This window comes from Cupriavidus sp. WKF15 (assembly GCF_029278605.1).
GTDB lineage: Bacteria > Pseudomonadota > Gammaproteobacteria > Burkholderiales > Burkholderiaceae > Cupriavidus.
In genome coordinates, this window is sequence record NZ_CP119572.1 from 1,772,398 (window position 1) to 1,785,019 (window position 12,622).

Below are 12,622 nucleotides of genomic sequence, written 5' to 3' on the forward strand. Positions count from 1 at the left end.
CGCCTGCCGGGCACAGTACCGTCAGGCGCGTTGCGCATCAGGAGCGGCTGCGGGCCTCGACATCCGCAAGGAAGCACTCGATGCGCGTGGCGAGATCGACCGGCGTCTCGTCCATCGGATAGTGTCCCGCGTTGCGGATGACATCGATGTCCAGGTCCGCGAATGCCCGGCCGTAGGTCTGCTGCATGATGTCGGCCGTCAACGAGGGATCGTGCTCGCCGACCAGCAGGAGCGTGGGGATTTTGGTACCGGTCATTTCGGCGAAGAAGTCAGTGTCGGCCCATGCCCGGAAATATGCGCCAAATGCTTCGGGGGCGGCATGTTCGGTCGAGGCCCGGACCATCTTCTCGACCCAATGCCGGCTCAGGCGCTCGCCGGTCGAATGATCCAGCACCGCAACTCTTGCCGCGTACTCGTCGGCGGCCCGCTCGAACAGCGAGCGCGTTGCCGCATCGAACGGCACCGGCGTGGGCGGCACGGGCGTGATGCCGACCATGGCCGTGACGCGCGCGGGGGCGAGCAGGGCGACGGCCTGCATGGCCTTGCCGCCCATCGAGTGCCCGATCAGCGAGAAGCGTTGCCACCCGAGTTCGTCGCCAAGCGACAGCACGTCGGCGGCGATCTCGCGCATGTCGAAATGGCCCGGGACCGCGCGCCGGGCACCATAGCCGCGGTAGTCGATGAAAGCATAGGTGAAGCGCTCGCCGTCGAGCACGTCGACAAGCGGGCCCCATCCGCGCGCATGGCCGAACCAGCCATGCAAGCCGATGACATGGATGGGTCCGTTGCCGATGGTGACTACGGCGCCGTTCTGCGGTTGATGCATAGGTTTTGCTCCGGTCGTGGATGTGGCGCTCCATCTTGCATGAGCCGCCGCGGCGCGCGCCGGGCAGCTGTCAAGTTCTTGGACAATCCGGTAAGTGCGGCCCGCGCGGCGCCGGGCGAAGGCCAGCAGGCATGGCGAAGTCGCAGAACGGAGGACGTTTTGGTAAACGGCTCCCCAAATGGGGAAGCACCTTGTGTCCGGATCAGCGAGAGTACGAGCCTGGGCTGACCCTGTCGCCCACGCATCGCGATTCACAAGGAGACCAGAGTCAATGCAAAGCCGGAATTCTCCGTCATCCCACGCCGTGCCGCGGCGGCTGGGCAAGCTTGCCGCCATGGCGGTGGCCATCGGCGCCACGCTGGCCGTGGCCGCCGCGGGCCTGCTTCCGGGCGTCGCCAACGCCGCCGCGGACGCCAGTGCGCAAGCCGCGTGGAAGCCGTCGAAGCCGATCACCTTCATCGTTCCGTTTCCGCCGGCCGGCATCAACGACGTGCTGGCCAGGGCCGTGGCACAGCGCCTGTCGAGCGTGCTGGGGCAGCCGGTCGTGGTGGAAAACCGGCCCGGCGCCAGCGGCAACATCGGCGCCGAAGCGCTCGTGCGCGCAGCGCCGGACGGGCACACGATCGGCATCCTGAACAGCATCCATGGCGTCAACGCCGCCTTCTACCGCAAGCTGCCCTATGACGTGGCGCACGACCTGGTGCCCGTGGCACCGCTGGGCGAGTCGCCGCTGGTGCTGGTCACGAACCCGCGCACGCCATTCAAGTCCGTTCCCGAGTTGATCGCCTATGCCAAGGCAAATCCCGGCAAGGTCAACTACGGCGGCCCGACCAGCTATCCGCTCGAGATGATCAAGACGATGGCCGGCGTCGATATCGCCAATATCCCGTACAAGGGCAGCGGCCCGACCATCAACGACATGATCGCCGGGCACATCGACCTGGCGACCGGACCGCTGCTCGAGTACATGCCGCATGTGAACGCCGGCAAGCTCAAGCTGCTGGCCGTCGGCACGAGCGGCAGGCTCAAGGCCCTGCCCGGCGTGCCGACCGTGGCCGAAAGCATTCCCGGGTACGACATCACCGTCTGGTATGGCGTGTTTGCGCCGAAGGGCACGCCGGCGCCCATCGTCGAGCGGCTGCGTGGCGAGATCCGCACCATCATGAACGATGCCGAAATCCGCGCCAAGCTGGCCGGCCTGAGCGTGGACACGGCCTTCAGCCAGACCGGCGTGACCGGCCTGACCAACCGCCTGGCCAGCGAAACGCAGCGTGCGCAGAGGATCGTCGCCAAGACTGGTGGCTATCTCAACTAGGCCAAGTTCCCGTGGACGGCTCAATCGAAAAGGAACCAGAACAATGATGATAGACAGGAGACACTGGCTGAAGGCCGCTGGCGCGCTCGGCCTCGGCGCGGCGTCGCTGAACGCGGCGGCGCAGGGTAAGGCAGGGCGCGCCGCGCCGGCGGCTGCGTCCGGCGCCGCTCCGCTGCCCGTGACGCAACCGGGCAAGATCCACCGCATCGAGTCCGCCAGCGAGTCCGTGCGCGTCGGCATTCTCGATCCCAAGGCAGCGCCGGTCGCCAGCATCGAGTCGGGCGACCTGGTGATGTATCCGAATACCTGGGTCAACTGGGCCAACGGCGCCGCATATGGCATGAGCTTCGAGGACCGCGAGCCGGTGCGCAAGCGGTTTCCGCAGGGACCGTATTCGAATGTCGGGCCGGTGGAACTGCGCGGGGCGATGCCCGGCGACGTGGTCGAGTGCCGCATGGTGAGGCTGCGCCCGATCGGCTGGGGATGGAACTCCGCACCCAAGGGGGTCGGTGCACTGCCGAACGACTTCGCCAAGCCGTACCTGCGCTATTTCAAGTTTGACGAGGGCCGGCAGTACACCGAGTTCGCGCCGGGCATCCGCATCAAGCTGGCGCCGTTCCAGGGCGTGATGGCGGTGCAGCCTGCCGGCGACGAACCGGTCAGCGGCATCCTCAGCGGCGCGTATGGCGGCAACCTCGTGCTGCGCGAACTGGTCGAGGGCACGTCGCTGTTCCTGCCTGTCCAGCGGCCCGGCGCGATGATCTGGACCGGTGACTCGCATGCCGCGCAGGGCGACGGCGTGGTCAACCAGACCGCCATCGAAACCGCGATGGAAGACATGCGGATCCAGTATTTCCTGCACAAGCAGCGGCCCCTGGCCTTGCCGATGGCGGAGACCCCCACGCACTGGATCGTTCTCGGCTTCGGCAAGAACCTGGACGAGGCGCTGGTGGCGTGCCTGCGGCAGATGCTCGACTGGGTCAGCGCCGCGACGGGCATGGAGCCGCAGGATGTGTACTCGCTCGCCAGTATCACGACCGACTTCCGCATCACGCAGTACTCCAACCAGACCGCCAGCAACTACACGTCGATCCCGGCCAAGACCGTGCATGGCATGCTGCCCAAGTCGGTGTTCGATGCGTCCTTCCGGGAAAAGCTGTCGCGCTCGCTGCGCGGCTGAGGCTTGGCGGCGGGCCGGGGGTGGGGCGTCTCAGTCGCCCGGCGCTCCTCCCGGCATGCCGGTCCGGCGAAATTCCGAGGGGCTGAGCCCCAGGTGCTGGACGAAGAATCTCGTGAAGTGCCCTTGCGCGCTGAAGCCGAGCTGGTGGGCAACGTCGCCGATGCTGGCGTGGCGCTCCGCCAGCAGGCGCGTGGCGATGCCGATCCGGATCCAGTCCAGGTATTGCTGTGGCGAAATGCCCATGCAGGCCTTGAACTGGTGGAACAGCCGGCTGCGCGACATGCCCACCGCGCTGGCGACCGTCTCGACATTAGGATTTTCTCCCGCGTGGCTGCGGATGTACTCGGTCGCGCGCTTGATCCGGTAGTCCAGAGGCCTGGTGCTGGCCAGCACTTCAGTCATGGAGCGCCGCTGGAGGTGATGGGCCGAGACCCTGAGCGCCAGGTCGGCGACAGCGGTCTCGCAATCCGCGGAGCCAATGGTCAGATCGTCGGCGAGATCGCGGGCGAGGCAGTTTCCCAGCGCCGTCAACGATGCGATGGTATCCGCGTCCATGCGCACCAGCGTATCGCTGAAGCGCAGGCCACTGGCGGGGTTTTCGACCCCGAGCGTGCGCCCGAGCCACTCTGGTTCCAGCAGCAACGCCAGCAGCAGTGAAGGCGAGCCTGCCCTGGCGCTCTTGGCATGGGTCGACCAGGGATTGACCAGCAACGCGCAGCCGTCGGTCAGCGTCAGCGGCCGGTCGTCGATGCGGAAGTGTGCGTCCGAGCCGCCGAGCTTGAAGATCAGGTGGAACTCCGCATGGGCATGCGCGACGAGGGGCCCCGATAGGCGATGCAGGGTGGCCCGACCGAAGCTGCCATGGACGATGCGTATCTGGCGGTCCTTTGCCATGCAAATTCTCTCCTCAAGCAGGCAAGCGGGCATGCAAAAGGCGCCTGCGTGCAGAAGAGGAGTCCCCTCCAAGTGCTTCGACAATCGCCTGATGCAGCTAACGTTGCAAACGTTTGCAACGACGGATTATGTCACCGATATGGCGGGCGTCAAGAGAAAGGCGGCGCAACTGTTGCGTTTCAGTTGGAATGTGGAACCGCGTCCACCCGGCAGGCATGTAAAGGCCGCTTTTTGCACTCTTCGGGCGGGCTGCGTGCCGTGGCCGGAACGCGCCGGAGCGAGCGCACCGGCAATGGACGAGTCTAGGCCCAAGGGGCACGGATGCCGGTCTGATGGCCAAGCGCTTCCAGCGCATCAGCCGTTGCGGGCGCCAGGGCAATGCCGGTCGCCTGTCGCTCGCGCGCTTCGGCGTAGCCGCGCTCTCCGGGCAATCGTGGCGGGCCCTCGCCAGAGGCCGGCAGCTTGTGGATGGCCGCCGCCAGTTCGGCCAGCTGCGCTTCAAACTGCGAAGGCTCTACGACTTGCGCGATATCGATCGCAAGCATCCACGCGTTCTGCGTGTGGCGATGGGTGGCCGCGGGGTCCGACAGGGCAGGGGAGAGGATCGGATGGCAGGTCAGCAGGCTGCATGCGATCTCGGCCATCAGCGCCAGGCCCGATCCCTTCGGACCGCCCAATGGCAACGGCGTCGTGGCCAGGTTCGCATCGGTGGTGGCATTGCCCATCGCGTCCATGGCCCAGCCCGGCTCGAGCCGCCGGCCCGCGGCCCTGGCCTGCATGAGCTTGCCGAAGGCGACGGCGCCCGCGGCCATGTCGAACACGATCGGCTCGCCGCGCGTGGGGCAGGCCATGGACAGCGGCGCGGTGGAGACACCCGCGACCGCGGCGCCATGGTAGGCCATCAACGGTCCCGAAGCGGCCATGGCCATGGCAAACATTCCCTCGCCAGCGACATGGGCCGTATGGAAGCCTAGCGCGCCGGTATGCGTCGTTTCCCGCAGCAGCACGAGGCTGGCTCCGGCCCGGCGCGCCCCCGCGATCGCCTGCCTGGCGGCAACACGCATACCGAGTGCACCGGCGCAGCGATCGCCCTCGATCATGGTCAACGCGGGCAGGCTGAGCCCCGCGCGCGGTTGTGCGCGGCCATTGATCTCGCCCGATGCGAGCCACGCGGCGTATTGCGGGATGCGCGAGACCCCGTGTCCGGGCGAACCGCGCAGGTCAGCCCACACCAGGCTCTCGGCCACGACTGCAGCAGCTGGCCTCTCCAGCCCCGCCGAACCCAGCAGCGCCTGTGCGTAGGCCTGCAGTCCGGCTGCGGAGATCCACGGGGCGGGGCGCTCGGTCATGCCGTCTCCAGCGGCGCCTGGCGGGCCGGGAAGAACTTGTGCAGCCAGTCCGTGACCAGGTTCAGGGCTGCCTGGTTGTCATCGGAGAAGATGAAATGGTCGATCTGCGCGAGCAGATGCAGTTCGGCCGGCATCCTGGCGTTGCGGAACAACTCGATCGACTGCTCCGTCGGCGTGACCGAATCCTCGGCGGGATGCAGCAGCAGGAGCGGACGCGGTGCAATCTTGCCGGCCACCTCGTTCGGCCGGAAGCGCAGCATGCTCTCGACGACCTCGAACGGGAATTCCATGAAGCTTCCCGCGGGCAGGTTGCCGCGCATGGCGGGCGGGATGGGCACGATGTCAAAGCGCGAGACCCGCATCGACTGGCCCTTGGCCAGGCGCGCGCGGCCTTCTTTCACCATCGCCTCGAAACGCTCCCAGGCGCCCGGATCGGCATGCTGCTGGCGCAGTTTCACTTCGCCGTCGCCCCATCCGGCCGAGGAGATGCAGGCCACGATGCGAGGATCGACGCCGGCGGCATAGACTGCCACGGCCGCTCCGAAGCTGTGGCCCATGACCGCAATCCTTGCCGGATCGACTTCGCCCAGCCCCTGCAGATAGGTGACCGCGTTGCGGGTGTCGCTCACTTGGTCCTCGCACAGCACCTTGCCGAGTTCGCCTGCGCTGTCGCCGCAACCGCGCATGTCAAAGCGCAGGACCACATAGCCGAGCGACGAGAACAGACGCGTCGCGAGCCGCACCATGCCGTCGTCCTTGTTGCTGCCGAACCCGTGCAGCACAGCGATGGCGGGACGCTGCTCGCCTTCGGCAAGGTCGGAGGGGAAATGCAGGGCGCCGGCCAGGCGAAGGCCGTCGGAGTCAAATGTCACAACCGTGTGCACGATCAATTCTCCAGGTTTCGTGGCACACGATGTTCTACGAAATCCGCGCTCCGATGGCTGCCCAACCATCCACCGGCTTACCGGATCGTCCGCTTACTTCGACTGGCGTGGTTCGCCGCCCGGATCGGCTGCCATCAACGCTCGCCGCGGGAATGGCTGCGGCGATCGGCTGGATAGATACCACCTGAATGGACTGTGTACGCCATCGATGGCCCATGCTGGAAGCCTTGACGCGTTACATAAGGCAGATTTTTGCAGCACTCGCCTGTCCAGCCGGTTTTGAAAGGTCGTCGGTTCCGCTCAATTCAAATGTCGGCACGGGCGTGCTTTTTGTGTGGGGTTGAATTCTTTTGAGGGGTTCCCGTCGGGCAGTGGTGCTGGCCTGACGTGACAGAGTTGGGCCCAGGGTGGGGCGGTTGATTCGCGGTGGGCAACGTTAAAATGTCCGCCTGCTGTGTCAGCGGCGCGGCCGCCAGCGCGCGCTCCAGGTCGAGCCGGTTGATCAGCCGCTGCCGCTTGGTGTTGGGCGCCGGCCGGTGCGGGCGCGGTGGCTCGCCCGCCAGCGTGCGCGACGGCCCGATGGTTTGCCGGCGGTCGCGCAACGCCTGCACCTGCGCCGCGAGCGCCAGCACGTGCCCGAGCCGCTTGTGCTCCACGATCGCGCCCTGGTCGATTTCTGACAGGCGGTCATAGGTGGTGTAGGGCAGGGCGACGCCATTCGCGCGTGGCTCGATCCTGCCGTCGGGGTAGTGGTAGACGTCGATATAGCGACCGGCGAGCTTGCGGTGCTCGGGTGTATCTGCCAGCAGGTAGAGCATCTTGTCGTACTGGATCGTCAGGCTCTTCGAGACGCAGCGTGGTTCGCGCCAGGCGAAGATCAGATCCAGGTTCTCATCCGGTCGCAGCGGACGATGCGCGTTATGGCTGTTACGCGGGACCTTGGCGAAGCGCGCGTTGTAGTCCGCGATGAATTCGGGCATGAAGGCGTTGGCAGCTTCCATGGTGCTGATATTGCGAAGGCGCAGCTCCTTGACCAAGCGGTCCTGCAACGTCAGGTGGGTCCGTTCGACGCGGCCCTTGGCCTGGCTGCTGTTGGCGCAGATGCCCTCGATGTTCAGCTCGAACAAGGCCCGGGAAAACTGGGTATGGCCATCGCCGCCGGTGGCATTCGGCTTGTTGACCCGGAAGACGCTGGCCTTGTCGCTGTAAAACGCCACCGGCTTGCCATGGCGCTCCAGGTAGGCGCGAGTTGCAGCGAAGTATGTGAACGTGGCCTCGGAATGGGTAAAGCGCAGTTCCATGATCCGGCTGGTGGCGTCGTCGACATAGACCAGCAGCGTGCAGGCCGCAGCGCGCTCCTCAAACCAGCGGTGATCGCAGCCGTCGATCTGAATCAGCTCGCCATAGCAGGCACGGCGGTTGCGCGGCTGGTAGACCTTCGGCGGCCGCTGTTTGCGCGGTATCCAAAGCCCAGATGCCGTCATCAGGCGGCGGATCGTTTCCTTGGACAACGTGAGTCCATGGCGTTCGCGGAGCTTCTCGCAGGCCAGCGTCGGCCCGAAGTCGGCGTAGTGTTCCCGGATCAGGCCCAGCGCCGCGGCTTCGCGGTCGGCCGACAGCCGGTTGTTGCTCGGACGGCCGCGCTTGCGGGTCACGAGTCCCGACGGACCTTCTTGCCGGTAGCGCTCCAGCAACCGCCGCAACTGCCGGTCCGTGATCTCCAATCGTTCTGCGGCCACACCGGGCCGTAACTGACCATCCACAACCGCCTGGACGGTCTTGAGCCTGTCTAACTCATGCATGCTGACTGTAATGACCTCGGATTTAGCCATCCTCTGGCGTCTCCATCGTGTTCAACCGGGGCAGGCTAAATAACACGAATGGACCGCTCAGGCGGACATTTGAACTTTGCCAAAACCGGACATTACAACTTTGCCGCTACATCGCCTCTACGCATAATACGTGTTATGTTAAATCATAGAAAGTCCCATTGACCAACGAACAAGCCACGGCCGACCTCCAGTCGTAGGCATCTCACAGTTTCACCGTTCCGGCCCGCTTTCCCAGCTCACCACTATCGTTGTGGCGCTGACCGCAGGACAGCAGTCGCGATTTCCCCGGCCAGTTCGCCTGCCGCCGCCAGTTCGTTCTTGGTCAACCCGCCGGCAATCCGCGTTGTGCCCCAGTCGCCGCAGATCATGGCCACGCAACGGTTGCGCACCTTGACCGGAATCAGCAGCACCGAACGCGTGTCGGGCATGGCATCGCGATACCAGCGCGGAACGCGATGCGATACGGCCTTGTCGCTCAGGTCCTCGATCAGCAAGGGTTGCGGCGCAATCATCGCGAAATGGAACATGTCGGGAACGAAGCCTTCTTCGAACGACAGCTGATCGAGCTTGTCCCGCATGCCATCGCCGAAGCCCAGGCGCGCGCCAAAACGCTTGGTCGTCGGGTGCAGCAGCATCAGGAAACAATGCGAAAAATTCAGTGCCCGCATGGCCGACTCCAGCACTAGCGGAGCCAGCTGGGATACCGTCATCCCTGCGCCCTCCTGCCGAACTTCGGCGAGCGCGTGCTGCAGGCGCATCAACGTATCGGCACGCTTGCCGCCCTCTTCCGGCGCGCTGCGCACGCCCGATTCCTGCGCCTCGGAGCGCGCCATCGTTGTCATCAGCTTCCCGGCCTGCTGGATCGCTGCATTGACGTGGGGCGCCTCCAGCCCGAGCCTTTGTGCGTGTGCCAGCAGCGGTCCGAGCACAATTTCGTCCGGCTGTTCGGCCAGCATGGAGGCAGCTGCGCCGGATGACAGGCTTGCTACGGCGCCCAGCCAGTCGGCGTGGGATTCCAGCACGGTGTCATCGCCCAGATTGCGACCCAGCATGCCGTCCGCGATCAGCGTCGGCAGGCGCCACCGGAAGGCGGCCGCTTTCGCGATTTCGTCGAACGAGATGCCGATGACTTCGCGGCAGGCATCGCTTTCGCTCATGACACCATCCGCGCTCAGCTTGGCGATGCGGTCCCACTCATCCGGGAAATAGAAGATCACGACCAAGCGGCTGACATGGTGCATCAGCGTGCAGACGACGCCCTCTTCCCCACCCAGGATGCCCCGCGCATCGTTCAACGCGCGGGTGATCTCGCCTGCCATGATGGCCTGCTTGAGCGCCCTGCCTGCCTGCGGGCGGTTCGGCGCCACGCCCTGGAAAAAGTCGAGCACCTGGACGCCCAGCGTCAGGTGGGTGATCGTGTCCACGCCCAACACCATGATGGCGCGGGATACGGTTGTGACATCGCCGCCGAATGAACGGTACATGGCGGAGTTGGCCAGCCGGATGACTTTCTGGGAAAGACTGAAGTCCGACAGGACAGTACCGGCCATTTCGCCAATGCTCATGTCGTTGTTCAGCGTCTTGAAGACATTGTCGATGCAGTACTGCAGCGTCGGAAAGTCGCCCTTCTGGGCCATTCGGTCCCACAGTTGATCGAGGAACTGTTGCTTTGTCATGGTGTCGATCACGCGGACAGTGCGTCCTCGGCGTCGATCCGGAACCTGCCCTCGCGGACAGCGTCCTCGAAATCATTGGGGCTCATCGCCCGGGCGAACCGCCAGCCCTGTCCCAGCTCACAGCGCTGGGCAGCCAGCAAATCGCATTGAGCGTCGGTCTCGACGCCTTCCGCAATGGCCACCAGCCCGAGTTCGCGCGCCAGCGACAGCACGGCGGAGACAATGGTGCGGGCGTGCGGGGAATCCACCATGTCGGCCACGAAGCTGCGGTCGATCTTCAGTGCCGACAAGGGAAACCGGCGCAGATAGGACAAGCTCGAATAGCCCGTGCCAAAGTCATCAACCGCAAAGCGGATTCCCAGTGCCCTCAGTTCCGTCAGCAGATCCCCGGCGACTTTAGGGTCGGTCATCAGCGCGCCTTCGGTGATCTCCAGAACCAGCCGGTGCGGGTCGATGCCGGTATCGCGGATGGCACTGCGCACGCTGTCGACAAAGCCGGGGTGCCTGAACTGCACCGGTGACACGTTGACGGACACGTAGCCAAGCTCTACCCCGTTTGCATCCCATGCGGCCAGCTGCGCGCACGCGCAGCGTACCGCCCACGCGCCGAGATGATTGATCAGCCCATTGCTCTCGGCCAGCGGCACGAAGACCTCCGGCGAAATGGCGCCGCTGCGATGATCCCATCGCATCAGGGCCTCCACGGCGCAAACGGTGTCCGGGCCGACGCGGAAGATTGGCTGGTAGTGAAGGAAGAGTTCACCGTTGAGCACGGCCTCGAACAGGTCCTGCTCGATGCGGAACTGCTCGTTCAGCCGGCGATCCAGCTCCGGCGAATACAGGCAATAGCGGTTGTTGCCCTGCGCCTTGGCCTCGTACATGGCCCGGTCCGCCCGCCGCAGCAACTGCGCCTCGGTCTCGCGCACGCCCGAGGCAAATGCCAGACCGATACTGGTCGTGACACGAACCTGGCACCCGGCCAGGTGGAACGGCTGCCGGCAGACGCGCATGATCTGTTCGAGCATGCCGGCGGCTGTTTCCTCGGAGGTCACGTCGTGGAGCAGGATCACGAACTCATCGCCCCCAAGCCGCGCTATGGTGTCGCGGGAACGCAGTGTGCCCGCGAGGCGCAGGCTCAGCTCTTTAAGCAGGATGTCGCCAACCTCGTGGCCGAGCGAATCGTTGACCTTCTTGAATCCGTCGAGGTCCATCAGCGCAATGGCAAAGCGCCCGCGCTCGGCGGCATCGCACGCGAAATAAGCCTCCACCCGGTTGCGGATCAGCCCGCGGTTACCAACACCAGTCAGCGGGTCGGTGAGCGATTGTTCCGTCAGCCGATGTAGCTTCTGGGCCCATTTGGTGACATCGGCGCCAAACAGGAGTAACGATGCCTGGCCATCCGCTTTGACATGCCGGCAAACGCGCAGATCGATCCAGCGAGTACCCGTAATCGCGTTGGCAAAGCGAATCTCGGCCTGCTTGGGAAGACCGTCCTGGAAACAGGCTTGCAGCAGATGGGCGGCACGCTCGCGTTCATCAAAGGCAATAATGTCCTTGATCGACGCATGCAGCAGATATTCACGAGGAAAAGCGAGCAGATCCGCCGAAGCACTCGTGGCCTGCAGAATGTTCCCGGCTTCGCTGACCTGCAGTGCCAATCCGCCCCATGCTTCCAGCAGCGTCCAGGCATCCCTGTTTCCGGCAGGAGTCACTGCTCCCGCAACGCCGCCGGAACGAACCGGTTCCCGCGCGTTGCCTGCCTGAACAGCATCATACGTGAACGACGTCATGTGGTCTGTGGCCTAGCCTGTTTGGCGATTGCGCCTTGCCGATTCCCGGGGGCTGCGGTACCGCAGGGAAACCCGGTAGAAATAAAGCATTAATGGTCCGGAAACACGACTTGCCGTCCTGAGTGTATCGACGGGAAGCCAATTCTATTACGGCCGCGAACGATCGCGCTTGAAAACAAGGAACGGCTTTGATATTCACAACGCCACCATCCTGCTTTACTAGAGCGAGGGGTAGACAAAACCCCTGATCTATGGATAGCGCCGATAACACGCCGCTTCAGCAAGGCTCAGGATTTCAGCAGGTCAGTGATTATCGGCAACCATTGCCTCGCCTTTAGATCCGATTGAACCGGACGATAGAAATTCTGGCAGTGCCGCCGGCCAAGCGGCTGCCTGGACAAGAGGCGACGACGACCACTTCAGGTCGCATCCTTGCGCTCTAGCCGCGCCGCGCTGTTCTTGACCACGTCCAATACCGCGGCAGTCATCACCGCAGTCGATACGCCGAACATCAGGATGCCGTGCGCGGCCTCGATCGGTCCCAGCAAGCGCCAGCGCTCGGACATGACAATGTCGCCGTAGCCCAGGGTCGAAAAATTCACCGCCGAGTGATAGATGGCCACCCAGGGATCCGTGAACTCGCCGAGCAGCAGGAACAATCCTGCCCAGACGGCCATCTGCGCAAAATTCCCGCACAGCGTGACCAGCATGACGACCGACAGCATGGCAACGTCCACCCAGAGCGGTTCGGCGCCCTTCCAGTCATTGCGAAAGCGGGCATAGCGGCGCAGGCACACGGCCACGACCAGTCCCTGAAGCAGCAGGCAGGCCAGCATGACCGGGACCGCGACCAACAAATGGAGGCGCATGGCGGAC

Annotated in this window: 10 protein-coding genes; 2 read left to right on the top strand and 8 right to left on the bottom strand. The window is 64.8% G+C overall.

All coding sequences use genetic code 11. The features are described from left to right. Nucleotides 1-37: 37 nt before the first annotated feature. On the bottom strand, nt 38-826 hold the full coding sequence (locus tag CupriaWKF_RS08285; RefSeq protein WP_276100523.1) for an alpha/beta hydrolase: 789 nt from the start codon (nt 824-826) through the stop codon (nt 38-40). A gap of 271 nt (nt 827-1,097) precedes the next feature. Between CupriaWKF_RS08285 and CupriaWKF_RS08290 the strand changes: the two genes are divergently transcribed. Beyond that, nucleotides 1,098-2,141: a tripartite tricarboxylate transporter substrate binding protein gene (locus CupriaWKF_RS08290; protein ID WP_276100524.1), complete on the top strand. Its 1,044-nt coding sequence runs from the start codon at nt 1,098-1,100 to the stop codon at nt 2,139-2,141. A 43-nt stretch (nt 2,142-2,184) separates the two neighbouring features. Next, entirely contained in the window at nt 2,185-3,321 is a 1,137-nt protein-coding gene (locus tag CupriaWKF_RS08295; protein ID WP_276100525.1) for an acetamidase/formamidase family protein, read from the top strand. A gap of 30 nt (nt 3,322-3,351) precedes the next feature. Here CupriaWKF_RS08295 and CupriaWKF_RS08300 read toward each other — a convergent pair whose 3' ends face one another. The 7 genes from CupriaWKF_RS08300 to CupriaWKF_RS08330 form a co-directional block, all read right to left on the bottom strand. After that, on the bottom strand, nt 3,352-4,215 hold the full coding sequence (locus CupriaWKF_RS08300) for an AraC family transcriptional regulator (protein WP_276100526.1): 864 nt from the start codon (nt 4,213-4,215) through the stop codon (nt 3,352-3,354). 302 nt (nt 4,216-4,517) lie between these two features. Next, on the bottom strand, nt 4,518-5,564 hold the full coding sequence (locus CupriaWKF_RS08305; protein WP_276100527.1) for an Ldh family oxidoreductase: 1,047 nt from the start codon (nt 5,562-5,564) through the stop codon (nt 4,518-4,520). Further along, the gene (locus CupriaWKF_RS08310) at nt 5,561-6,436 is read right to left on the bottom strand and encodes an alpha/beta fold hydrolase (RefSeq protein ID WP_276100528.1); all 876 of its coding nucleotides are present in this window, start codon (nt 6,434-6,436) and stop codon (nt 5,561-5,563) included. The genes CupriaWKF_RS08305 and CupriaWKF_RS08310 overlap by 4 nt, the downstream gene beginning before the upstream one ends. Nucleotides 6,437-6,753: 317 nt before the next feature. Then, nucleotides 6,754-8,280 carry an ISNCY family transposase gene (locus CupriaWKF_RS08315; RefSeq protein WP_276100529.1) on the bottom strand — a complete coding sequence of 509 codons (1,527 nt, stop codon included), beginning with the start codon at nt 8,278-8,280 and terminating at the stop codon, nt 6,754-6,756. A gap of 242 nt (nt 8,281-8,522) precedes the next feature. After that, a complete protein-coding gene (locus CupriaWKF_RS08320; protein ID WP_276100530.1) occupies nt 8,523-9,956 on the bottom strand; it encodes an HDOD domain-containing protein in 1,434 nt (477 codons plus the stop codon). An 8-nt stretch (nt 9,957-9,964) separates the two neighbouring features. Then, entirely contained in the window at nt 9,965-11,746 is a 1,782-nt protein-coding gene (locus CupriaWKF_RS08325; RefSeq protein ID WP_276100531.1) for an EAL domain-containing protein, read from the bottom strand. A gap of 419 nt (nt 11,747-12,165) precedes the next feature. Further along, nucleotides 12,166-12,615 carry a potassium channel family protein gene (locus CupriaWKF_RS08330; RefSeq protein WP_276100533.1) on the bottom strand — a complete coding sequence of 150 codons (450 nt, stop codon included), beginning with the start codon at nt 12,613-12,615 and terminating at the stop codon, nt 12,166-12,168. Nucleotides 12,616-12,622: the final 7 nt, after the last annotated feature.

What these genes read in the sequence shown, in the direction of transcription:
- CupriaWKF_RS08290 (WP_276100524.1), top strand. Translation starts at nt 1,098, where the DNA reads ATGCAAAGCCGGAATTCTCCGTCATCCCACGCCGTGCCGCGGCGGCTG.
- CupriaWKF_RS08305 (WP_276100527.1), bottom strand. Translation starts at nt 5,564, where the DNA reads ATGACCGAGCGCCCCGCCCCGTGGATCTCCGCAGCCGGACTGCAGGCC.
- CupriaWKF_RS08285 (WP_276100523.1), bottom strand. Translation starts at nt 826, where the DNA reads ATGCATCAACCGCAGAACGGCGCCGTAGTCACCATCGGCAACGGACCC.
- CupriaWKF_RS08320 (WP_276100530.1), bottom strand. Translation starts at nt 9,956, where the DNA reads ATGACAAAGCAACAGTTCCTCGATCAACTGTGGGACCGAATGGCCCAG.
- CupriaWKF_RS08330 (WP_276100533.1), bottom strand. Translation starts at nt 12,615, where the DNA reads ATGCGCCTCCATTTGTTGGTCGCGGTCCCGGTCATGCTGGCCTGCCTG.
- CupriaWKF_RS08325 (WP_276100531.1), bottom strand. Translation starts at nt 11,746, where the DNA reads ATGACGTCGTTCACGTATGATGCTGTTCAGGCAGGCAACGCGCGGGAA.
- CupriaWKF_RS08295 (WP_276100525.1), top strand. Translation starts at nt 2,185, where the DNA reads ATGATGATAGACAGGAGACACTGGCTGAAGGCCGCTGGCGCGCTCGGC.
- CupriaWKF_RS08315 (WP_276100529.1), bottom strand. Translation starts at nt 8,280, where the DNA reads ATGGCTAAATCCGAGGTCATTACAGTCAGCATGCATGAGTTAGACAGG.
- CupriaWKF_RS08300 (WP_276100526.1), bottom strand. Translation starts at nt 4,215, where the DNA reads ATGGCAAAGGACCGCCAGATACGCATCGTCCATGGCAGCTTCGGTCGG.